Source organism: Pyramidobacter sp. CG50-2 (genome assembly GCF_003612005.1).
Lineage (GTDB): Bacteria > Synergistota > Synergistia > Synergistales > Dethiosulfovibrionaceae > Pyramidobacter.
The window spans coordinates 1-21,337 of sequence record NZ_RAWT01000023.1; the positions used below are offsets into that span (position 1 = coordinate 1).

Genomic DNA, 21,337 nt, shown 5'->3' on the forward strand with positions numbered 1-21,337 from the left:
AAATCTCACCGCTCAGACCATAAGGAGTATTACCGCAAGACAATGGATTGTTAGGTGCTTTAATTGAGAAATAGTATCAGCCGCCAGCGGCCGACGACGTACCAAACGAAAATTCCCGCGGCGCGGAGCGCCGCCCTGCCGATCGAAAATTTTAATCGGCAAAGACATGAATTTTACGTCGTTTTTTGTTTTATAGGTTATTTTATCATAAGAACAAGATTATGCAAGCGTCCATAAAACAAAAAGCCGCCGCGAACACACGGGGACGCCGAGAAAGATCCGGAAACGAAACGCCGCCGGGCGGCCGTTCGTTTTTCGCCTTTCTTCGCGCCTTTGCGTCTTCGCGGCGGCTCTTGTTTGCCTTTGTCCTTTACGCCTGACTCTGCGCCCAGGCGGCGATCAGCGCCGCGCCGACGGGCAGGCAGCCCTCGTCGGGATAAAAGCGCGGGCTGTGCAGCGGCTCTTCGGCCCCGCCGGGGCGGCGCGCGCCGAGATCGACGTAGCAGCCCGGCACGCGCTCGGCGATGCAGGCGAAGTCGTCCACGCCCAGCTGCGGGCAGGGCGGCGCGATCACGTTTTCCGCCCCCAGCTCGCGCGCGCCGGCGCGGCGCACGGCTTCGGCGACTTCGGCGTCGTTGATCAGCGCCGGGTAGCCTTCGATGAATTCCACTTCGGCGCTCAGCCGCAGGGCCGCGGCCATGCCCCCGACCAGTTCGCGCACGCGCGCCGCCATGCGCGCGCGCGTGGCGGGGTCCAGCGTGCGCACGATGCCCTCGAACCCGGCGCTGTCGGGGATGATATTGCGCGCCGTGCCGGCGGCGAACCTGCCCACGGTCAGCACGGCCGGATCGAGCGGGCTGGTCTCGCGGCTGACCAGCAGCTGCAGGGCCGAGATGATCTGCGCGCCGCCGGCGACGACGTCGGCGCCGAGGTGGGGATAGGCGCCGTGGCAGCCGCGCCCGCGCAGCGTGACGTTGAACATGTCGCTGGCGCCGCGCGCCGGGCCGGAGATGACGCCGATCTGACCGACCGCGAGCGACGAGGCGACGTGCAGGCACAGCGCCGACGAAACGCCGTCGAGCGCTCCGGCTTCGATCATCTTCGCCGCGCCGCCGTCGGTCTCCTCGGCGGGCTGAAAGAGCACGCGCAGGGTCGCCGCGCGTTTGCCCTCGCCGCGCAGCAGGCGCAGCGCTCCCAGAGCGCAGGCCATGTGCGCGTCGTGCCCGCAGGCGTGCATCTTGCCGGCGTGGCGCGACGCCTGAGGCAGCCCGGTGGCTTCCGTGACGGGCAGCGCGTCCATGTCGGCGCGCAGCGCCACGACGGGCGCGCCCGGCTCGCCCGCCAGCTCGGCGACGAGGCCGCCGGCGCAGGCAAAATGCGGCACGCCCATCTCGTCGAGGCGCTCCGTCACGTAAGCGGTCGTCTCGGGCAGGTCGCGGTCCAGCTCGGGAATGCGGTGTAGCGCCTGATGCACTTCCGTCAGCCAGGGCTGGATGGTTTGCGCTTTTTTATACATCGTCACACACCTCGTCGCGTTCGATCTGGATATTCGTCCGTATTTTCTCATGGCGCGGGAACAAAAGCTACCACGGAGACACGGAGAAAACCAAAAGAAAAATTCTTGAATATTTTTTGCGCGGAAAGTTTTTGCGAAAAATGGGCGAGAGTCTTCATTCCCGCACTGCAATTTTGCTTTTGGCTTTCGCCGCGCAGCGGCGGCGCGTTTTCCTTCGCTTCGCCGCTTCTCCGTGGCGCCCCTTGTTTCAAAAAAAGCCCCGCGGCGGGCGCGAGGCGGTGGTAATCACTCTCCGACCTTGCGGTCGAACTCGGTCATCAGCGCGTCGGCGGCGCTCTGCGCCTGGGCGCGCGGCACGAGCACGGCGATCTTGATCTCCGAGGTGGTGGCGCCGAGCACGTCGATACGGGCGCGTTCGAGCGCGCCGAAAAAGCGCCCGGCCACGCCGGAGGCCGCCTGCATGCCGACGCCGATGGCCGACACTTTGGCGACCTCGCCGTCGACGGTCATCGTCCAGCCGTCCAGCCCCCGCAGGGCCGCTTCCAGGGCCGGGCGGACTAGGCCCACGTCGCCGCGGATCACGGAGAACGTTACAGCCGCTTCGCCTCCCTCGGAGACGATGGTGATCATGTCGAGGTTGATGCAGCGCGCCGCCAGCTCGTTGAAGACGCGCGTGTAGAGGTGCACGTCCTCGGGCAGGCCGCGCAGGTTGACCTTGATCTGGTCGGCGTCGACGGCCACGCCGGTGACGACGGGATGCTCAAGCCATTCGGGAAGGTTTTTCACGATTCTCGTGCCTCTTTCGTCGGAAAAAGTGGAGCCGCAGTAGAGCTCCACCTGCTGCTTGTCGGCGATCTCCACGCCGCGCGAGTGCAGCACCTTGGCGCCGGAGGAGGCCATTTCGAGCATCTCTTCGTAGGTGACGTACTCCAGTTTTTTGGCCTCGGGGATGATGCGCGGGTCGCAGGCGTACACGCCGTCCACGTCGCTGTAAATTTCGCAGGGGCAGCGCAGCGCCGCGGCGATGGCGATAGCGGACGTGTCGCTGCCGCCGCGCCCGAGCGTGGTCAGGTCGCCGTTCTCCGCGACGCCCTGAAAACCCGTCGCCACGACGACGCCGCGTTCGTCAAGTTCCTTGCGGATCCGTCCGACGTCGATGTCGCGGATGCGCGCGCCGCCGTAGGCGTTGGTCGTCAGCATGCCGATCTGATAGGCGTTCATGGACAGGGCGTCGCATCCGAGGTCGCGCAGGGCCATGGCCAGCAGCGCGGCCGAGACCTGTTCGCCCGTGGCCATCAGCATGTCCATCTCGCGCTTGTAGCCGGCGCTGTTGCCGGACACGTCCGCGGCGAGGTCGATGAGGCGGTTGGTGGTCTTGCCCATGGCGGAGACGACGACGACCAGGCGTTCGCCGCTCCGGCAGCGGGCGGCGACTTTGGCGGCGACGGCGCGGATCTTGTCCGCGTCGGCCACGGACGAGCCGCCGTATTTCAGCACCGCGGTGCGGACGATCTGTGCGGGAGCCGCCATTTCCTAAAGCTCTCTCAGGGCTTCGACGACAGCCGTCTTGCCCTCGGTGCGGGAATCCACGTTTTTAATCACGCGCGCAGGCGTGCCGGCCACGACGACGCCGGCGGGAACGTCGGCGGTGACGACCGCGCCCGCGGCGACGACGGATCCGGCCCCGACGCGGACGCCTTCGAGCACGACGGCGTTGGCGCCGACGAGCACGCCGTCTTCGATGACGACCGGCTGGGCGCTGGCGGGTTCGACCACGCCGGCGATCACCGCGCCGGCGCCGATGTGGCAGTTTTTGCCCACCTGCGCGCGTCCGCCGAGCACGGCGTTCATGTCGATCATCGCGCCTTCGCCGACCGAAGCGCCGATGTTGATCACCGCCCCCATCATCACCACGGCGTTTCTGCCGATCTCCACCATGTCGCGGATCACCGCGCCGGGTTCGATGCGGGCTTCGTAGCGGGTCAGGTCGGCGAGCGGCACGGCGCTGTTGCGCGCGCAAACTTCCACCTCGCAGTCCTCGATACGGTCGCCGTTGGCTTCCAGAACTTTGAGGATCTCGGGCAGGTCGCCCTTGACGGTGCCGAAGCTGGAACTGCCCACGAAGTGCAGCGCGCCCCACTCGACGTCTTTGAGATCGCCGGCCACGAAAGCGCGGGCGACGGTGCGTTTTTTCGACTCCTTGATGAGGCGGATCACTTCTTCTGTGTTCATCGCGAAAACTCCTTCATGACGGCGCGCTCAGCCGCGCACCACGTCTTCGAATGTGAACAGGCCCTTGTCCTTCGTCAGCGCGAAACGCGCGGCCCTGACCGCGCCGATGGCGAAGACGCTGCGGCTGATGGCGTGATGGCGGACGCTGAGCGTCTCGCCCTCGTTGCCGAACAGGGCCTCGTGGTCGCCCGGCAGGCCGCCGAGGCGGAAGGAGTGCATGGGCACGTCGCGCCCCAGCGCTTTGCCCAGCATCAGCGCCGTGCCGGAGGGCGCGTCTTTCTTGTGGACGTGGTGCGCCTCGGCGATCTCGGCGTCCCAGTCGGCCAGCAGCGGCGCGTACTCGCGCAGGATCATGGCCATGACGGCGATGCCGATGGAATAATTGAAGCTCTGTACGACCGGAACTTCCTCGGCGAGGCCGCGCAACGCGGCCATGTGCCCGTCGTTCAGCGCCGTGGTGCCCATGACCAGCGCGCTTTTGTGGCGGCGGCACAGCTCGACGGTGCGCGGCAGGACGGCGGCGGACGAAAAGTCGAAGATAACGCGCGGCGTGCCGTCGCAGGTCTCGCCCTCGTCCCAGACGCGGAGACAGGGAGTCCCGCCGGCGGCGGCCGCGATCTCGCGCCCCATGCGCCCGGTGGAGCCGATCACGCCATAGGGAACGGAGAGCGCCATTATTCGGCCTCCAGCGCGCCCAGTTCGAGCAGGTCGGCGCGCACCAGCTCGCGCGTTCTTTCGCCGGCGGGCACCAGCGGCAGACGCAGCTCGTCGCGGCACAGTCCCAGCTCGCCGGCGGCGAACTTGACGGGGATCGGGTTGGACTCGTTGAAGAGATCCTTCATCAGCGGCAGCAGCCGCAGATGCAGCCGGCGCGCCGCCGCCACGTCGCCGCCGAGCGCGGCGTCGATCATCGCCACGGTCTGCGCGGGCAGCACGTTGGACAGCACGGAGATGACGCCGTCGCCGCCGCAGCAGACGAGGTGGAAGGCCTGGTCGTCGTTGCCCGACCAGACGCGGAAGTCGGGACGCACGACCCGCAGCGAGCGGATCAGGCTGTCGCACTGGTACTGGTTGCCGCTGGCTTCTTTGACGCCGACGATGTTCTCGATCCGGGCCAGGCGCAGCGCCGTTTCCGGCGCCAGATTGACGCCCGTGCGCCCGGGCACGTTGTACAAAATCACGGGGATCCTCACGGACTCGGCCACGGTGCGGAAATGCCGGTACAGTCCTTCCTGGTTGGGCTTGTTGTAGAAAGGCGTCACCACCAGCGCGCCGTCGGCGCCCAGCTCCTCGGCGCGGCGCGACAGGTCGACGGTCGTCGCCGTGTTGTTGGTGCCCGTGCCGATGATCACGGGGATTCGCCCGTCCACCGTGCGCAGCGCGAAGGAGATCACCTCGTCGCGCTCCGCGGGCGTCAGCGTCGCCGCCTCGCCCGTGGTGCCGAGCACGATCAGCGCGTCGACGCCGTTTTCCACCTGAAAGTTCAAAAGCTCGCCCAGCGCGTCGAAGTCGACGGCTCCGTTGCGGAAGGGCGTGATCAGCGCGGTGCCTGTACCTCTGAACATGAAAATGCACTCCTTTGCGTGAAAGTCTTCTTAAAAACAAAAGCAACCACGGAGAAACGGCGGAGCGGGGAAAAACAAAAATACCGGAAAAACACGGCGGCGCGCCGCCGTCGGACGCGCGAAAAAAGGAAACTCTTTCTCCGCCGCGAAAATCAGATGACGATAAACTCAGCAACTCCAAAGGGTGAAAAAGCAAAACGCGAAAAATGTTCCACGTGGAACATTTTCCCATGAACGGCGAACCGCTCAGCGCACGCCGTTCAGCGCCGCATGACGGAGCAGGATGCGCACGGCGTTGGTGGCCGCGCCCACGCGCACGTTGTCGGCCACGTTCCACTGCAAAAAATGCGTGTCGTCGAAGCTGCGCACGCGGCTGACGAACGTCGCGTCCGTGCCCGCGGCGTCCACCGCGGGCGTGACCACGGGCTCGTCGCTGACGGTCACGTGCTCCTGCGTTCGCATCACTTCGAGCAGTTTTTCGATCGTGCCGAAGGGTTCGCGCGTCTCCGCGAAGACCGCTTCGCTGTGGCCGTACAGCACCGGCACGCGCACCGTCGTGGGCCAACACATGATCGAACCGTCGCGCAGGATCTTGCGCGGCTCGTCGACCATCTTCATCTCTTCCTTGGTGAAGCCGTTGTCCAAAAACGCGTCGATCTGCGGCACCACGTTGCGGTGGATCGGCGCCGCGAACTTCTCGTATTTCGTGCCGCCGCGCTCCTGCGCCAGCAGCTCGTCGATGCCGCGCCGTCCCGCGCCGCTGACGGCCTGGTACGTGCTGACGACGATGTTTTTGAGGCCGAAGCGCTCGTGCACCTTGTACAGCCCCAGCACCATCTGGATCGTCGAACAGTTGGGATTGGCGATAATGCCGCGGTAGCCCGCGAGCAGATCGCCGTTGATTTCCGGCACCACCAGCAGCTTTTCCGGATCCATGCGCCAGCGCGAGCTGTTGTCGATCACCACCGCGCCGCGCGACGCGGCGACGGGGGCGAACCACGCCGACAGCTCCGACCCCGCCGACATGATCACGTAATCGAACGTCCCGGCGGGGACCCACTCCTTCGTCAATCCCTCGACCGCCACGCGGCGGCCGGCGAACTCCAGTTCCCTTCCCGCGCTGCGGGGCGAAGCGAAAAAGCGGATCGTCCCGGGGCGGACTCCCTGCTCCTCCAAAACGCGGACCATCGTGCGGCCGACTTCGCCCGTCGCACCTACCACCGCCAGTTTCATTTTACCCGACTCCTCCCTGTGAAAAAAGCGTTTCAATTTTTCTGCGATTGAAATTTCGGCTCAAAAACGGCGCATCTCCGTGCGCCCGAAACTGAACGCACAGGGACGCGCCGTTCAGCCTCCAGCACGCGGTACCACCCTGCTTGGGCGCGATTTCGCGCCGCCGCGCACGGTGTACCGCCATACTAAAAAAACTCGCCCCCACATCGTTCTGTAGGGACGAGCCATCACAGTCTCGCGGTACCACCCTGCTTGGACGCATTCCATCTCACGCCCCGCTTGGACCCCGGTCACGGAGGGTCAGTTCGGGAAATGTACTCCGGCACACAAGCCTTTCCATTCCGGCTCCCCGGGCCTTGCTCCTCAAAAAAATCGCGCTGAAAGCCCTTTCAGCCTGCGGGGCTTCCTCTCTGGCACGGCGACACGCTCTTCAAGGAGATCCGGTTCAACGCCTTTATATCGCTCTTCAGTTATGGGTGAAATTATAGCCTCATTTCTCAAACTGTCAAGGGAGAAAATTCTCACGATTTTGAAAATATCACGCCGCCGCATGCAGGTGCCCCGCCCGGGCGATGCTGCGCTTCATCCAGCCGCTGCAGAAATAGTACAGCACGAACAACGCCGCCGTCTGCGCCCAGCTGATCGGATAGCTCCAGGCCACGACGCGGATGTCCCAGTGCGAGGGCACCACCAGCCACATCCAGGCCAGCCGGAACGCGCACACGCCGACGGCCATGATCGCCGTGGGGGCCAGCGAATCGCCCGTGCCGCGGATGCCGCCGGAGATCGTCTCCACCACCACGTAGGAGAAATACCACGGCACCATCAGCCGCATCAGCATGAGCCCCTGGCCGATGACCTGCGGATCGTCGGTGAAAATGCGGAACCAGAACTCGCCGCCCGACAGGAATGCCGTCACGATGATCCCCGTGGCGACGAAAGCCATCAGCGAGCAGACGCGGATGCTGCGGATCACGCGGCCGTAGCGCCGCGCCCCGAAGTTCTGTCCCGAGAACGTCGACAGCGCCATGCCGAATGCCGACATCACCATCCAGTAGAGCGCGTCGATCTTGCCCAGCGTCGCCCAGGCCGCCACCACGTCCACGCCGAACTTGTTGGTGACCGCCTGAATGATGACGTTGGAAAACGAGTACATCGTCGCCTGGATCCCCGTCGGCAGACCGATACGGATGATGTTCTGCAGCAGCAGCCAGTCGCAGCGCAGCTTGCGGAGCTCCAGCCGGAACGGCCCCGATTCGCGCGCCAGCAGCCACCACACGCCCGCGGCGCAGAATCCCTGCGAGAGGATCGTGGCGTAGGCCACGCCGTCCACGCCGCAGTTATAACGCACGATCAGCAGCAGATCGGCGGCGAGATTGACCGCCGTGCCGCCCGCCAGCAGATAGAACGGGCGCTTCGAGTCGCCCTTGGCGCGCAAAATCCCCGAGCCCATGTTGTACAGCAGCGAGGGAACGATGCCCGCGAAGTAAATGCGCAGATACGACACGGCGTGAGGCATCACGTCCGGCGGCGTGCGCATCTTTTCCAGCGTCCACCCCGCGGCCGTCACGCCCAGGACCGTCATCGCCGCGCCGGCCGCCAGCGCCAGAACCATCGCCGTGTGCACCGCACGCGACGTGCGTTCCGGGTCGCCGGCGCCGAAAAACTGCGCGATCACCACCGTGGCGCCCGTCGACAGCCCGGCGAAAAAGCCCACCAGCAGCGCGATCACCGTGCTCGTCGGGCCGCCCACGGCCGCCAGCGCCACCTTGCCCACGTAGCGGCCGACCACGACCGCGTCGACCGTGTTGTACAGCTGCTGAAAAAACGTGCCCAGCATGATCGGGAAGAAAAAGGCCAGCAGCTGCTTCCAGATCACGCCCTCGACGATTTGATTGTTCCCGCGCTCCATACGATTCACCCGATTTCATAAACGACGCTCGCGCCCGCAAAAACATAATTGATTATTTTATCACTGCAACGCCGCCGCACTGAAAGAGTTAAGTCGTTCAAGACTTTTTATACCTTGCCAAGCGAAAAAAACAACGACGCCGCCCGCGCCGGACAGAACAAGAAAACGCTCTCCCGCGACACTGTCGGGAGAGCGTTTTCTTGTTCTCAATTCGCTGTCGGCGATTCTTTCCCCGCCCGAACTTACAGTTCGGCGCCTTCGCTCTTGGCGACCACCGTCGCCACGGCCGCGTCGCCGGTGATGTTCAGCGACGTACGGATCATGTCGAGCACCGCGTCGATGCCGGCGATCATGGCCACGCCTTCCATGGGCAAGCCGGCCTGGGTGGTGACGAGGGTGAGCATGATCAGCCCGCCGCCGGGAACGCCGGCCGTGCCGATCGAACCGAGCGTGGCGGTGACGAGAATGCCGAGCTGGGCCGTCAGACTCAGCGGGATGCCGAAGGCCTGGGCGATGAACAGCGCGCAGACGCCCTGATACAGCGCCGTGCCGTCCATGTTGATCGTCGCCCCCAAGGGCAGCACGAAGGACGCCACCTTGTCGGGAACACCCATGTTATGGCAGCACTCCATCGTGACGGGCAGCGTGCCCGAGCTGGAGCGCGTGACGAACGCCGTCAGGCTGGCTTCCTTGATGCCCTTGAAGAACCACAGCGGGCTCTTGCGCGCAAAAACGGCGACCAGCCCGGAATAGACGAGCACGGCGTGCAGGATGCAGCCGATGTAGACGGCGCCGATGACTTTTATGAAGGGGAGCAGCACCGCGGCGCCGTACTTGGAAACGGTCACGGCGATCAGCGCGAAGACGCCGTAAGGCGCGAACTTCATGACGATCGCGGTCATCTTGTACATCGTCTCCGCTATCGAGTTGAAGAAGTCGAGCGCGGGCTTGCCCTTCTCTCCGGCCAGCGTCATGGAAACGCCGAGGAACAGCGCGAAGACGATGATCTGCAGCATGTTGGCATTGACCATCGACGCGAAGGCGTTCTTCGGGAACATGTTCGTCAGCACCTGCCCCAGCGAGGGCGCGGCCTTGCCTTCGACCGCCTTGGCAAGGGCGATGTCCATGCCGGCGCCCGGCTGCATGAGATTGCCCAGAGCCAGACCGATGGCGATGGCGACCGCCGTGGTGACCAGATAAAGGGCGATCGTCTTCACGCCGATGCGGCCCAGCGACTTGAGGTCGCCCAGCGACGCCACGCCGACGACGAGGCTCGACAGGACCAGCGGCACGATCAGCATGCTCAGCAGGGCCATGAAGATCTTGCCAAGGGGGTCCACATACGCCACCACATCCGGCGCGGCCATTCTGCCGAACAGGATGCCGGCGACAAAACCGATGCTGATCTGCCAAATCAAAGGAACTCCGCGTTTTTCTGCCATGAGAACCCCTCCTCAGATAAATAAAAACGATAAATAAAAGTCGCAGCAGAAACTGCTTAAGTAAAATTATATAACACGGAACGGCCGATTCAATGCTGTCTTTTAATGAAAATTTCGACGGCATCCGCGAGATTTTCGTCGAAAAACATTGGGAATAGACCGCAAATTCAGAAAACCTCGCAACGTTTTATCCGCGCGGCCGGCCGGAATGCGGCGAGCCGAAAGCTTTCTTGCGCAGGAGAAAAGGAAGGCGCTATAATAAAAATCTCAAACATTCCGCGGCCGGCATGGACCTGCGGAAGCGGCGTCATTCTTTGAAGGGAGCGATGTTCCATGGACAAGAAAAAAATCGGCGAGATCATCGAATCGCGCGGCGTCCGTTACGCCGAAACGGCCGACGAGATCTGGGGCTACGCGGAGACGGCGTTTCGCGAGCACAAGTCGATGGCGGCGCAGATCCGCCTGCTCGAGGAAGAGGGGTTCAACGTGGCGACGAACGTCGGCGGCGTGGAGACGGCGTTCTGCGGCGAATGGGGCGAAGGACGCCCCGTGATCGCTTTCCTCGGCGAGTTCGACGCGCTGGCCGGGCTGAGCCAGAAGGCCGGGCTCGACCGCAGGGATCCGGAAGTCCCCGGCGGCAACGGGCACGGCTGCGGACACAATCTGCTCGGCGTCGCCTCCATCGCCGCCGCCGCGGCGCTGAAAAAAGTCATGCAGGAACAGGGACTGAAAGGCACCGTGCGCTATTACGGCTGCCCCGGCGAAGAGGGCGGCAGCGGCAAGGCCTTCATGGTCCGCGAGGGCGTCTTCGCCGACGTGGACGCCGCCGTCACCTGGCACCCGTCCAACTGCACCTTCACCGCCGGCACCTCGTCGCTGGCCAACGCGCAGATCTATTACCGCTTCCGCGGCGTCAGCGCCCACGCGGCCGCCGCGCCCCATCTCGGCCGCAGCGCCCTCGACGCCGTCGAGCTGATGAACGTGGGCGTGCAGTTTTTGCGCGAGCACGTCATTCAGGAAGCGCGCATGCACTACGCCATCACCGATGCGGGCGGCGTCTCGCCCAACGTCGTGCAGCCCTACGCGGAGGTGCTCTACCTGCTGCGCGCCCCCAAGAGCGGTCAGGTGAAGGAGATCGTCGAGCGCGTCGACCGCATCGCCCGGGGCGCGGCGCTGATGACCGACACGACGGTGGAAAAGGATTTCGTCAAATCCTGCGCCAACATCGTCAACAACGAGACGATGGAGCGCTGCCTGCAAAAAAATCTCGAATTCTTCGGCGCGCCCCATTTCGACACCGCCGACGAGGAGCTCGCGCGCAAGATCTTCGAGACCACGCCCGAGCCGGGGCGCTTCGAAGATCTGGAAAAGCGCGTCAGGGGCGCCGGCGAGGCGGGGCGCGAGGCCCTCGCAGAAGCCAAAAAGGATCCGCTGCCGCGCCGCATCCTGCCCTACGTGCCCTCGGGCGTTCCCATGGGCGGCTCCACCGACGTGGGCGACGTGTCCTGGCAGACGCCCACGGCCCAGATCTACATGGGCACCTGGGCCAACAGCACGCCCGGTCATTCCTGGCAGGTCGTGACGGTCGGAAAATCGCCGCTGGCGCACAAGGGCATGCTCCAGGCCGGCAAGGTCATGGCCGCGGCCGGCTACGACCTGATGACCGATCCCGAACTGCTCAAGAAAGCCCAGGAGGAACTGAAAGAGCGCCTGCGGGGCGAGACCTACGTGCCTATCCCCAAGGGCGTCACACCGCGCGGCCTTTCCGGCGCGAAAAGCTGAACGCGCCCCGCCTTTTCCGTCCCGGCCGGCGGATTTTTCCCAAGGAGAGTCAGCCCGTGACGACCGTCGCGCTTTTTCACTGTGAAGACTACTCGCCCGCACGGCTCGATCCGATCGTGCGGGAATGTCTGTCGCTGCGCGCATTCCCGCGCGGCGGGTACGTGCTGGTCAAGCCCAACATGCTCGCCGCCCGCGCGCCGGACAAATGCGTGACCACCCACCCGGCGCTCGTCGATTCGGTCTGCCGCGCCCTGCTCGACCTGGGCTGCCGGCCGGTGATCGGCGACAGTCCGGGCATCGAACCGTTCGCGCGGGTGGCGAAGGCATCGGGCATCGGCGAGGTGGGAGCGCGCCTCGGCGTGCCGGTGCAGGAGCTGGGGCGCTCCACGCTCTGTCCGCCGGCGGCGGGACGCGTCAACAAACGGCTCGAGCTTTCGGCCGACGCGCTCGAGGCCGACGCCGTCGTCAGCCTGCCGAAAATGAAAACACACTGCCAGATGCAGCTGTCGCTGGCGGTCAAAAATCTTTTCGGCACTGTCGTCGGCACGCGCAAGGCCCAATGGCACTATGCCGTGGGACTGGACCGCCGCCGTTTCGCCGATCTGCTGCTGGACATTTCGCTGTCGCTGCCGCCCCTGCTCTCGATCGTCGACGGCGTCATCGGCATGGAAGGGCGCGGCCCCGGCAACGGCCGGCCGCGCGCTTTCGGCCTGATCGGCGCGAGCGGCGATGCGCTGGCGCTCGACGCGGCGCTGTCGGCCATGATGGGGCTGCCTCCGCAGGATTTCTTTCTGCTGCAGGCGGCCCGTGCCCGCGGCTTCGCAGGCTGCGATCTGAGCGGCGTAAAGTGGCGCGGCGACTTCGATCCCTCCGGCCGTTTCCCCGACGTCGACATCCCGGCGCTGGACGAGCTCAGCCTGATGCCGCGCTTTATGGACCGCTTCGGGCGGCGCTTTCTCGCCTCGCGCCCCGAGCAGATTCGCGAGCGCTGCATCGCCTGCGGCCGCTGCGTCGCCGTCTGTCCCGCCGAGGCGCTGAGGCTGGAAAACGAAACGCTGGTTTTCGACTACGCCGCATGCATCCGCTGTTACTGCTGTCACGAGATGTGCCCCCGCGACGCCGTCGCTTTCCGCGAAGGGGCGCTGATGAAGCTGTTCGCTCTGCTGAGGAAAACGCGCCGCGCCGGGCGCGGGAAAATTTGAATCCGGCGCGAAAAACCGCGAGGGCGGGCGATTGGATTTTGGCCAATCGCCCGCCCTCGCGGTTCGTGATCTCCGTTCGTCTTTTCTACTCTTCCGCGTAGAGGGCTTCGAGGCAGGCGCGCGAGAGACTGCGCAGGCTGGAGATGCCCATTTCCGGCGGCAGCGAGCTGGCGTCGTAGGCGAGCGGCAGTTCCGTGCAGGCGGTAACGATCGGGGCGCGGCGGACGGCCCACAGCCTGGCGGCGATCTCTTCCATGACCGCGCCGCCGGCTTTCAGTTCGCCGGCCTTGACGCGGACGATGGCTTGGGTCGCCAGTTCGCGGACTTCTTCGCTGGGGGCGAAGAAGCGGTAGCCGCGGCGCGCCGCTTCCTTCTCGTAGATGCCCGAATCCATCGTCGCGCCGGTGGCGATGATCCAGCAGCCGTCGGGCGCGGCTCTGACCGCGTCGGCGACGGTGGCTTCGACGATGTGGATCAGCGGCGAGCGCAGCTGGGCGCGGAACGGATCGATGAAGATGTGCGCCGTGTTGCAGGGCACGGCCAGCAGATCGGCGCCCCAGCCGCACAGCGTGTCCAGCCCCTGGCGCAGCGCGGCGGCGGGGCTTTCGCCGCGGCCGAAAAACGCCGCCGTGCGGTCGGGCGTCTGCGCGTTGGAGTAAACGTAGACGACGGGATGTTCCTGGTCGCGCTTCGCCGGGGCCATCGCCGCCAGCAGGCGCAGAAATTCGGCCGAGGCCGCCGGGCCCATGCCGCCGTAAACGCCGAGGATCTTTCGAGGGATCATGTCGTTCACCTGCGTTTCGCAAAATTTGCCGCTCACAGAGCGCGCCGATTATCTTATTCCCGTTTGCGGACGCTGTCAAACGGCCGCCGTTTGGGGGAACGGCGCGCGAGTGATAGAATAGGGGCGAAAAAAGCGCGCGGTTCGCCGGGCGCGGCAAATTCCGCACGACAAAGGGGAAAACTCACGTGAACGTCGATCTGAACGAAATCAACTCGCGCCTGACCGGCCCCGACGCGGCGGCGGTCAAGGCTTCGCTGGAACGCTGGAGCCTCGTCGCCAAGCCCTTGAAAAGCCTGGGCGCGCTCGAGGACCTGGTGACGCGGATCGCCGGGATCACGGGCGAGGCACGCTTCGACATCGGCAAACGAGCGCTGGTGGTGATGTGCGCCGACAACGGCGTGATCGCGCAGGGCGTGACGCAGACGGACGAGTCGATCACGGCGCTGGTGGCCGCAGATCTGGCGAAGGGCTGTTCCTCCGCCAACCTGATGGCGCGCGTGGCGCGCGTGGACGTGATCCCCGTGGACGTGGGCGTGAAATATCCGCCCGAGGCGCCGGGGCTGATCAGCCGCCGCGTCGCCGCCGGCACGCGCGACTTCACTTCCGGCCCGGCGATGACGCGCGAACAGGCGCTGTGGGCGATCGGCGTCGGCATCGAAACGGCGCGCGAGTGCCGCGAAAAGGGCTACCGCCTGATCGCCACGGGCGAGATGGGCATCGGCAACACCACGACCTGCGCCGCCGTGGCCGCCGTGCTGCTGGGCTGCGAGCCGCGCGGGATCACCGGACGCGGCGCCGGGCTTTCGGACGCAGGGCTGAAGCGCAAGATCGCGGCGATCGAAAAGGGCATCGCCGTCAACCGCCCCGACGCGGGCGACGCTCTGGACGTGCTCGGCAAGCTGGGGGGCTTCGACATCGCCGCCATGGCGGGGCTGTTCATCGGCGGCGCGATGTGCCGTCTGCCCGTGGTGATCGACGGCGTCATCAGCGCCGTCAGCGCGCTCGCGGCGCGCCGGCTGTGCCCCGGCTGCGCCTTCGCCATGATTCCCAGCCACATGTCGGCGGAACCGGCGGCGCGCAGGGTCTTCGACGAGCTGGGACTGAAGCCGGTGATCCGCGCCGGGATGCGCCTCGGCGAGGGCACGGGGGCGCTGTGCCTGTTCCCGCTGCTGGACATGGCCATGGCGCTCTACGACGGTCTCGTCTTCAGCGACATCGGCATGGAAGCCTACACGCCGCAGTCATAAAGTTTTTGAGAACAAAATCCACCACGAAAAAACGGAGAAAAAACGCCGCCGGCGACTCGCGAAAGCCCGAGCGTTTTTTCCGTTCGCCATCGTAGCCTTTGCTTCCAGCACAGGAGGGGATCGCGTGAGCAGAAAAGACGTCATGAACAAAAAGCCGGAGGAATGCAAATATTCGTTCTTCAGCCACAAAGACTGCGAGTTCTTCCCGTGTCACAGGGGAGTCGCGCCGGAGGACTTCAACTGCCTGTTCTGTTATTGTCCGCTGTACTGCCTCGGGCGCGAGTGCGGCGGCAACTTCCGTTACCTCGAAAACGGCGTCAAGGACTGCTCGAACTGCCTGATCCCGCACCGGCGCGACAGCTATGGCTACATCGCCGCGCGCTTCACGAAGATCGTCAAGGCCATGCAGGAGCGCGAGCGGGCCGCCGCGAAGGACGAAGAATGAGAATGTTCCACGTGGAACATCTTCGCGCCCGAAGTCGCACGAGGCGTGACGGATGCTGATTTTACTGACCGGCGCCAGCAACAGCGGGAAAAGCCGTTTTGCCGAAACGATCGCTTCGCGCTTTTCCGGCCCCAGGATTTACGCCGCGACGATGGTCCCCTGCGGGGTCGAGGGCGCGGCCCGCGTCGACAGGCACCGCCGCCAACGCGCCGGGCAGGGATTCGTCACCGCGGAGTGCCCGCGCGGGCTCGACGGGATTTCCGCCGGAACGGACGCGCTGGTGCTGCTCGAGGACGTGTCCAACCTGCTCGCCAACGAGATGTTCGGCCGCGGCCGCCCCGATGCGGAGAACGAGGCGCTGCGCCAGATCGTTTCTCTCGCCGGGCGCGCCGCCGTGGTGATCGCCGTGACGATCGGCGGGGTGAGCGGCGACGGCTGCGACGCGGCCACGAAAGATTACGCGGCGGCACTGAATCGCCTCAACGAACGACTGGCCGCCGCGGCCGACGCGGTGATCGAAATGCGCGGCGGCGCGCCGCGGCTGCTGAAGGGAGAATGTCCATGGATTGGCTGAAACCGTTTTGGATCGCGCTGTCCACGTATTCGGCGGTTCCCGTGCCGCAGTGCGGATGGGACGAAAAGTCGCTGGCCCGCTCGTTCTGCTTCCTGCCCGCGGTCGGCCTGTTGATCGGCGCGGCGCAGGGCGCGTGGCTGTGGCTGTGCTGGTTTGCCGGCTTCAATCTGCTGCTGCGCAGCGCCGTGGCCGTGGCCGTGCCGCTGCTGGTCAGCGGCGGCATCCACATGGACGGCTTCTGCGACACCGTGGACGCCCTTGCGTCCCATCAGCCGCCGCAGCGCTGTCTCGAGATCATGAAGGACTCGCGCGCCGGCGCGTTCGCGATCATTTACTGCGGCGTTTACATCGTGCTCGACCTCGGCCTCGTCAGCGAGGCGGCGGGGCTGCCGGGAGTCTTCTGCCTGATCTTCACGATGTCGCGCGCCGTCTCCGTGCTGTCGGTGCTCAGCCGCAAAAACGCCCGCGGCGGCGGCATGCTGGCGCGTTTTCAGCAGCCGGCGCAGACGCTGCTGGTGCGCCGCTGCGCCTGGGGATGGATCGCCGCCTGCGCGGTCGCCATGGACTTCTGCGACCTGTACGCCGGCACCGGCGCGCTGCTGGGCGCCGTGGCGGCGTGGTTTGCCTATCACGCCATGGCGGAGAGGCGCTTCGGCGGCATCACCGGCGACACGTCGGGATTTTTCGTGCAGACGCTCGAGCTGGCCATGCTGGCCGGCATGGCGCTGGGACAGGCCGCGGAGATCGCGAGGTTCGCGCTGTGCGGATCCTTCTGATCCGTCACGGCGCGACGGTCAGCAACCGGGCGCGTCTCTATCTCGGCCGCCGCGACGAGCCGCTTTGCGAACTCGGCGTCACGCAGGCCCGCGTCTGCGCCGCCGGACTGCCGCCGGTGGAAAAAATCTTCGTCAGCCCGCTGCGCCGCTGCCGCCAGACCGCCGCGATCCTCTTTCCGCGCCTCGAACCGGTCGTGATCGGGGCGTTCGTCGAGATCGACTTCGGCCGCTTCGAGGGGCGGTCGCACGACCAGCTCGCACGCGGCGACCCCGCCTACGCCGCCTGGCTCGAATCGCGCGGCGAAGGGCCGATCCCCGGCGGCGAAGACATGGCGGCGCTGCGGCGGCGCTGCCGCCAAGGATTTATGGACATGACCGCGCAGTCGCGCGGCTGCGGCCGTATCGCCGCGGTCGTTCACGGCGGCACGATCATGGCCGTCCTCAGCGAGTTCTGCGAGCCGCCGCGCCCCTTTTACGACGGCTTCGTGAAAAACTGCGGCGTCGTGCGCTGCGTCTGGGACGGCGCGCGCCTGCGCCTCGAAGGCGGCGACCTCGCATGACGTTCCCCGCTTCGGCGGCGGCGCTGACCGTCGGTTTCGCGCTCGATTTGCTGTGCGGCGACCCGCACGGCTTTCCCCACATCGTCGTCTTCGCCGGCAAACTGATCGCCTGGGGCGAAAAGATCCTGCGCCCGCTCTTCCCCCCCACGAAACGGGGCGAGCGCGCCGCGGGGGCCCTGCTGGCCCTGACCGTCGCCGCCGTCTGCACGGCGCTGCCGGCGCTGCTGCTGCGCGCCCTGTACGACCGTTCGTTCTGGGCCGGGCTGGCGGCGGAGAGCTTTTTCTGTTATCAGCTTTTGGCGGCGCGTTCCCTCCGCGACGAAAGCCGCAAGGTCGCCGCGGCGCTGGAAGCCGGCGACTTGCAAAGCGCGCGTTACTGGCTTTCGATGATCGTCGGGCGCGACACCGAGTTCCTCGACGAGACCGGCGTCGTCGAAGCCGCCGTCGAGACCGTGGCCGAGAACACCGCCGACGGCGTGGTCGCGCCGCTGTTCTGGATCGGACTTTTCGGCGTGCCCGGAGGCTGCTTCTGCAAGGCCGTCAACACCATGGACTCGATGATCGGCTACAAGAACGAGCGTTACCGCCGGTTCGGCACGGCCGCCGCTCGTCTCGACGACTTCGTCAACTTCGTCCCCGCCCGCCTGGCCGGGCTGCTGATGGTCGCCGCCGCCGGACTGTGCCGCTTCGACATGGCCAACGCGTGGCGGATCTTCCGCCGCGACCGCCTCAGGCACGCCAGCCCCAACTCCGCCCACGCCGAAGCCGCCTGCGCGGGGGCGCTGCGCGTCCGGCTGGCCGGCCCCGCCAGCTACGGCGGACAGGTCGAGGCCAAACCGTTCCTCGGCGATCCGCTGCGCCCCGTGGAGACCGCCGACATCGCCCGCGCCCACAAGCTCCTTTTCGCGACCGCCGCGCTCTCCTTCTTCTTCGCGCTGGCGCTGCGCCTTCTGATTGTCCGCGGCTTTCGATACTAATTTTTGATCAAAACGCTGACATAGTTTGCAGGGCGCTACGGGGGAGTCCAGTCGCTCAGGACTATCTCGACCGCTGCGCGGTCTGCGCAGCTCGCTTTGTGAATCTCCCCCGCAGCGCCCTTGCGTTCGGCTTTTTAATTAAGAAATAGTATGAGCCGCGCCGGGGTACATGCGCCGCCGTCTTTTCGACGCAGAGGCGATCGGTAAAATCCAGTTTGCGAAAGCGGGAGGACGACGATGAAAAAAATTTTGGTTACGGGCGGAACGGTATTTGTGAGCCGTTATGTCGCCGAATACTGCGCCGCGCGGGGGCATGAGGTTTTCGTGTTGAACCGGGGCACCAAAACGCAGCCGCCCGGCGTCAGCCTGATAAAGTGCGATCGTCATTCCATCGGGGACAAGCTGAGAAACGTCCGTTTCGACGCGGTCGTCGACGTGACGGCGTACGACGCGCGGGACATCGTCGCTTTGACCGGCGCGTTGGGCGACTGCGGCGCTTACGTGATGATCAGCTCCAGCGCCGTCTATCCCGAAACGGGAGCGCAGCCGTTCCGGGAAGAAAGTCCGTTGGGGCCGAACAAGTTCTGGGGTGAGTACGGCGTCGGCAAGATCCTCGCGGAACGGGCGCTCCAGGAGCGCTTCCCCGGCGCGTATATTTTGCGCCCGCCGTATCTGTACGGAGAAATGAACAACGTCTACCGCGAGGCGTTCGTTTTTGAATGCGCGGAAAAAAAGCGCCCGTTCTTCCTGCCGAAGGACGGGGCGATGAGATTGCAGTTTTTCCACGTAAGGGATCTGTGCAGGTTCATTGACGTTGTTCTCGAAAAACGACCGGAACGCCATGTTTTCAACGTTGGAAACAACGATCCGATCACCGTGAAAGACTGGGCGGCCCTGTGCTATCGGATCGTCGGCCGAAAGCCCGAATACGTCGGCGTCCACGAGGACGTCGAACAGCGGAACTATTTCAGCTTTTACGATTACGAGTACCGCCTCAACGTGGAAAATCAGCGCGCGATGATGCCGGAGACGACGTCCCTGGAGGACGGGCTCGAAAGAGCGTACGCATGGTACCGCGGCAATCGGGAAAAAGTCGGCGTCAAACCGTTTATCGCTTATATCGACGAGAACTTCGGACGGATCCCGAAGTTATGATCGGCTGCCTGTACTGGCGGCAGCCGCCTCGCCCTGGAAGCTTGACTGATCCTCTTTTCGACACCTCGAGAGCCGCCGTCCGCACGGCGGCTTTTATTTTCATCGGCGCTGTGTTAGTATGACGGCAGTCCGCCCCTGCTCGGCCTGGCGTCTTTCCGAAAGCGGGGGCTATTTGGGAGGCTTCGCTTTGAAAAAATTCGACCACGGCGGAGACGTTTATTCCCGCGACGTCGATCTCGATTTCTCCGTCAATCTCAATCCGCTGGGCATGCCGCCGGCGGTGCGCGAAGCGCTGCGGGCCGGCGTCGATTCCTACGCCGCCTATCCCGACCCGCACTGCCGCGCGCTGCGGGCGGCGCTGGCCCGCGCGCTGCGCGTCGAGCCGTGGCAGCTGCTCTGCGGCAACGGCGCCGCCGATTTGATCATCCGCCTCTGCCTAGCCCGAAAGCCGGAAAAAGCGCTGCTCTGCGCGCCGACCTTTTCGGAATACGAGAAGGCCGCGCTGCTCTCCGGCGCTCGGGTGAAGAAGTTCATCCTGCGCGAGGAAGACGACTTCGCTCTCGGCGGCGGGATCCTCGGCGAATTGACGGGCTCCTACGCGCCGGACCTATTTTTCCTCTGCAATCCCAACAATCCCACGGGACAGCTGACCTGTCCCGCGCTGATCGGCCAGATCGCCGCCGTGTGCGAGAAGCGGGGCACGCTGTTCGTCGTCGACGAGTGCTTTCTTCCCTTCACCGGGGCGCCGTCGGCGCGCCCGCTGCTGAACGCGCATCCGCATCTGGTCATCGTCGATGCGTTCACCAAGTTGTACGCCATGGCTGGCCTGCGGCTGGGCTTCATGATTTCGGCCGATCGCCGGCTGGTCGAAAAGGTCGCTGCTTTCGGCCAGAGTTGGAGCGTCTCCGCCCCGGCGCAGACGGCCGGCCTCGCGGCGCTGTCCGGCGACGGGGAATGGACCGCCCGTACCCGCGCCGTCGTCGCGGCGGAACGAGCCTTCGTCCGCGCGGGGCTGCGCGAACTGGGATTCAAAGTCTACGACAGCGCCGCCAACTACATTCTCTTCCGCAGCGAGAAGCCGCTGTTCGAGCCCATGCTCGCGCAGGGCGTCCTGATCCGTTCCTGCGCCAATTACACGGGTCTCGACGAACGTTACTACCGCGTCGGCGTCAAACGGCGCGCCGAAAACGAACGGCTGCTTGCCGCCCTGCGCCGCGCGCTGGCGTGAATTTCACACTCTGCGATCGAAGAAAGAAGGAATGACCGTGAAAATGCTTCTCACTGGATTCGAGCCCTTCGGCGGCGAGACGATCAACCCCGCGCAGGAAGCGCTGGCGCTGGTGCCCGATCGGATCGGGGCGCTGGAGATCGTCAAGCTGATCCTGCCCGTCGTCTTCGGCACGTCCATCGCCGTGATCCGCGCCGCGCTGCGCGAACACCGGCCCGACGCCGTGCTCTGCGTCGGCCAGGCGGGAGGACGCATGGAAGTCACGCCCGAACGCGTGGCGCTGAACCTGAGCGATGCGCGCATCCCCGACAACGAGAACAATCGTCCCATGGACGAACCGATCTTCGCCGACGGCCCCGCCGCCTATTTCGCCACGCTGCCCGTCAAGGACATGGCCGCCGCCATCCGTATCGCCGGTCTCCCGGCGCGCGTCTCCAACACGGCCGGGCTTTTTGTCTGCAACCACGTGATGTACGGCGTGCTCTATCACCTTGCCCACGAACTGCCCGACGCCATCGGCGGCTTCATGCACGTGCCTTACGCTCCCGAACAGGCCGCCCGTCAGGCCACGGCCCAGCCTTCCATGGCCAAAGACGACATCGCCCGCGCCATCGCCGCCGCCATCGGCGCCATCGAGCGCCATCTCGCGGCGCGGCGGTAAATCTCGAACGATGGACGGGAGCATCCATTCCGTTTCGCCTCGGCGT

Annotated in this window: 21 protein-coding genes; 12 read left to right on the top strand and 9 right to left on the bottom strand. The window is 65.5% G+C overall.

Annotated features, from left to right (window positions below; all coding sequences use genetic code 11):
- Positions 1-370: 370 nt before the first annotated feature.
- The 5 genes from D7D26_RS06190 to dapA all read right to left on the bottom strand — a co-directional run bounded on the left by D7D26_RS06190 (position 371) and on the right by dapA (position 5,313).
- Positions 371-1,516, bottom strand: a complete 1,146-nt coding sequence (locus D7D26_RS06190; protein WP_078016430.1) for a M20 metallopeptidase family protein — start codon at positions 1,514-1,516, stop codon at positions 371-373.
- A 285-nt stretch (positions 1,517-1,801) separates the two neighbouring features.
- Positions 1,802-3,046 carry an aspartate kinase gene (locus D7D26_RS06200; protein ID WP_078016432.1) on the bottom strand — a complete coding sequence of 415 codons (1,245 nt, stop codon included), beginning with the start codon at positions 3,044-3,046 and terminating at the stop codon, positions 1,802-1,804.
- Positions 3,047-3,049: 3 nt separating this feature from the next.
- Positions 3,050-3,748 carry a 2,3,4,5-tetrahydropyridine-2,6-dicarboxylate N-acetyltransferase gene (gene dapD, locus D7D26_RS06205; RefSeq protein ID WP_078016433.1) on the bottom strand — a complete coding sequence of 233 codons (699 nt, stop codon included), beginning with the start codon at positions 3,746-3,748 and terminating at the stop codon, positions 3,050-3,052.
- Between the two features lie 27 nt (positions 3,749-3,775).
- Positions 3,776-4,423: a 4-hydroxy-tetrahydrodipicolinate reductase gene (locus tag D7D26_RS06210; protein WP_078016434.1), complete on the bottom strand. Its 648-nt coding sequence runs from the start codon at positions 4,421-4,423 to the stop codon at positions 3,776-3,778.
- A complete protein-coding gene (gene dapA / locus D7D26_RS06215) occupies positions 4,423-5,313 on the bottom strand; it encodes a 4-hydroxy-tetrahydrodipicolinate synthase (protein ID WP_078016435.1) in 891 nt (296 codons plus the stop codon). The genes D7D26_RS06210 and dapA overlap by 1 nt, the downstream gene beginning before the upstream one ends.
- Before the next feature lie 18 nt (positions 5,314-5,331).
- Here dapA and D7D26_RS12145 point away from each other — a divergent pair, with 18 nt between their 5' ends.
- Positions 5,332-5,547 (top strand): hypothetical protein, encoded by a 216-nt coding sequence (locus D7D26_RS12145; protein WP_147413052.1) that lies wholly within the window; start codon positions 5,332-5,334, stop codon positions 5,545-5,547.
- 12 nt (positions 5,548-5,559) lie between these two features.
- Here the strand turns inward: D7D26_RS12145 and D7D26_RS06220 are convergent, their stop codons facing one another.
- The 3 genes from D7D26_RS06220 to D7D26_RS06230 form a co-directional block, all read right to left on the bottom strand.
- Positions 5,560-6,546, bottom strand: coding sequence for an aspartate-semialdehyde dehydrogenase (locus tag D7D26_RS06220; RefSeq protein WP_120372457.1), 987 nt, complete (start codon positions 6,544-6,546; stop codon positions 5,560-5,562).
- A 538-nt stretch (positions 6,547-7,084) separates the two neighbouring features.
- Positions 7,085-8,458 carry an MATE family efflux transporter gene (locus D7D26_RS06225; protein ID WP_168170060.1) on the bottom strand — a complete coding sequence of 458 codons (1,374 nt, stop codon included), beginning with the start codon at positions 8,456-8,458 and terminating at the stop codon, positions 7,085-7,087.
- A gap of 242 nt (positions 8,459-8,700) precedes the next feature.
- Complete coding sequence (locus D7D26_RS06230) at positions 8,701-9,900, bottom strand: dicarboxylate/amino acid:cation symporter (protein WP_078016438.1); 1,200 nt, start codon at positions 9,898-9,900, stop codon at positions 8,701-8,703.
- A gap of 333 nt (positions 9,901-10,233) precedes the next feature.
- Here D7D26_RS06230 and D7D26_RS06235 point away from each other — a divergent pair, with 333 nt between their 5' ends.
- Together D7D26_RS06235 and D7D26_RS06240 are read left to right on the top strand one after the other, a co-directional pair.
- The gene (locus D7D26_RS06235) at positions 10,234-11,682 is read left to right on the top strand and encodes a M20 family metallopeptidase (protein WP_120372458.1); all 1,449 of its coding nucleotides are present in this window, start codon (positions 10,234-10,236) and stop codon (positions 11,680-11,682) included.
- A gap of 56 nt (positions 11,683-11,738) precedes the next feature.
- Positions 11,739-12,884, top strand: a complete 1,146-nt coding sequence (locus D7D26_RS06240) for a DUF362 domain-containing protein (protein ID WP_120372459.1) — start codon at positions 11,739-11,741, stop codon at positions 12,882-12,884.
- 85 nt (positions 12,885-12,969) lie between these two features.
- Here the strand turns inward: D7D26_RS06240 and D7D26_RS06245 are convergent, their stop codons facing one another.
- Positions 12,970-13,704, bottom strand: coding sequence for an aspartate/glutamate racemase family protein (locus D7D26_RS06245; RefSeq protein WP_342447424.1), 735 nt, complete (start codon positions 13,702-13,704; stop codon positions 12,970-12,972).
- Positions 13,705-13,853: 149 nt separating this feature from the next.
- Between D7D26_RS06245 and cobT the strand changes: the two genes are divergently transcribed.
- The 9 genes from cobT to pcp all read left to right on the top strand — a co-directional run bounded on the left by cobT (position 13,854) and on the right by pcp (position 21,291).
- On the top strand, positions 13,854-14,915 hold the full coding sequence (cobT, locus tag D7D26_RS06250) for a nicotinate-nucleotide--dimethylbenzimidazole phosphoribosyltransferase (protein WP_120372460.1): 1,062 nt from the start codon (positions 13,854-13,856) through the stop codon (positions 14,913-14,915).
- A 124-nt stretch (positions 14,916-15,039) separates the two neighbouring features.
- Positions 15,040-15,360 carry a cysteine-rich small domain-containing protein gene (locus D7D26_RS06255; protein WP_120372461.1) on the top strand — a complete coding sequence of 107 codons (321 nt, stop codon included), beginning with the start codon at positions 15,040-15,042 and terminating at the stop codon, positions 15,358-15,360.
- Between the two features lie 52 nt (positions 15,361-15,412).
- Entirely contained in the window at positions 15,413-15,934 is a 522-nt protein-coding gene (locus D7D26_RS06260) for a bifunctional adenosylcobinamide kinase/adenosylcobinamide-phosphate guanylyltransferase (RefSeq protein ID WP_120372462.1), read from the top strand.
- Complete coding sequence (locus tag D7D26_RS06265; protein WP_158606287.1) at positions 15,922-16,710, top strand: adenosylcobinamide-GDP ribazoletransferase; 789 nt, start codon at positions 15,922-15,924, stop codon at positions 16,708-16,710. Before D7D26_RS06260 ends, D7D26_RS06265 begins: the two co-directional genes overlap by 13 nt.
- Entirely contained in the window at positions 16,695-17,270 is a 576-nt protein-coding gene (locus D7D26_RS06270; protein WP_158606288.1) for a histidine phosphatase family protein, read from the top strand. Before D7D26_RS06265 ends, D7D26_RS06270 begins: the two co-directional genes overlap by 16 nt.
- Entirely contained in the window at positions 17,267-18,247 is a 981-nt protein-coding gene (gene cbiB, locus D7D26_RS06275; protein WP_120372465.1) for an adenosylcobinamide-phosphate synthase CbiB, read from the top strand. Before D7D26_RS06270 ends, cbiB begins: the two co-directional genes overlap by 4 nt.
- A gap of 237 nt (positions 18,248-18,484) precedes the next feature.
- Complete coding sequence (locus D7D26_RS06280; RefSeq protein ID WP_120372466.1) at positions 18,485-19,402, top strand: NAD-dependent epimerase/dehydratase family protein; 918 nt, start codon at positions 18,485-18,487, stop codon at positions 19,400-19,402.
- 187 nt (positions 19,403-19,589) lie between these two features.
- On the top strand, positions 19,590-20,630 hold the full coding sequence (locus D7D26_RS06285) for a pyridoxal phosphate-dependent aminotransferase (RefSeq protein WP_199674714.1): 1,041 nt from the start codon (positions 19,590-19,592) through the stop codon (positions 20,628-20,630).
- Positions 20,631-20,673: 43 nt separating this feature from the next.
- Positions 20,674-21,291 (top strand): pyroglutamyl-peptidase I, encoded by a 618-nt coding sequence (gene pcp, locus D7D26_RS06290; protein WP_233543483.1) that lies wholly within the window; start codon positions 20,674-20,676, stop codon positions 21,289-21,291.
- The last annotated feature ends 46 nt before the right edge of the window (positions 21,292-21,337 follow it).

Bases quoted from the DNA above. Each gene is read 5' to 3' on its own strand.
- dapA (WP_078016435.1), bottom strand. From the start codon at position 5,313: ATGTTCAGAGGTACAGGCACCGCGCTGATCACGCCCTTCCGCAACGGA.
- D7D26_RS06280 (WP_120372466.1), top strand. From the start codon at position 18,485: ATGAAAAAAATTTTGGTTACGGGCGGAACGGTATTTGTGAGCCGTTAT.
- pcp (WP_233543483.1), top strand. From the start codon at position 20,674: ATGCTTCTCACTGGATTCGAGCCCTTCGGCGGCGAGACGATCAACCCC.
- D7D26_RS06190 (WP_078016430.1), bottom strand. From the start codon at position 1,516: ATGTATAAAAAAGCGCAAACCATCCAGCCCTGGCTGACGGAAGTGCAT.
- dapD (WP_078016433.1), bottom strand. From the start codon at position 3,748: ATGAACACAGAAGAAGTGATCCGCCTCATCAAGGAGTCGAAAAAACGC.
- D7D26_RS06200 (WP_078016432.1), bottom strand. From the start codon at position 3,046: ATGGCGGCTCCCGCACAGATCGTCCGCACCGCGGTGCTGAAATACGGC.
- D7D26_RS06260 (WP_120372462.1), top strand. From the start codon at position 15,413: ATGCTGATTTTACTGACCGGCGCCAGCAACAGCGGGAAAAGCCGTTTT.
- cbiB (WP_120372465.1), top strand. From the start codon at position 17,267: ATGACGTTCCCCGCTTCGGCGGCGGCGCTGACCGTCGGTTTCGCGCTC.
- D7D26_RS06220 (WP_120372457.1), bottom strand. From the start codon at position 6,546: ATGAAACTGGCGGTGGTAGGTGCGACGGGCGAAGTCGGCCGCACGATG.
- D7D26_RS06210 (WP_078016434.1), bottom strand. From the start codon at position 4,423: ATGGCGCTCTCCGTTCCCTATGGCGTGATCGGCTCCACCGGGCGCATG.
- D7D26_RS06225 (WP_168170060.1), bottom strand. From the start codon at position 8,458: ATGGAGCGCGGGAACAATCAAATCGTCGAGGGCGTGATCTGGAAGCAG.
- D7D26_RS06235 (WP_120372458.1), top strand. From the start codon at position 10,234: ATGGACAAGAAAAAAATCGGCGAGATCATCGAATCGCGCGGCGTCCGT.
- D7D26_RS06230 (WP_078016438.1), bottom strand. From the start codon at position 9,900: ATGGCAGAAAAACGCGGAGTTCCTTTGATTTGGCAGATCAGCATCGGT.
- D7D26_RS06265 (WP_158606287.1), top strand. From the start codon at position 15,922: ATGGATTGGCTGAAACCGTTTTGGATCGCGCTGTCCACGTATTCGGCG.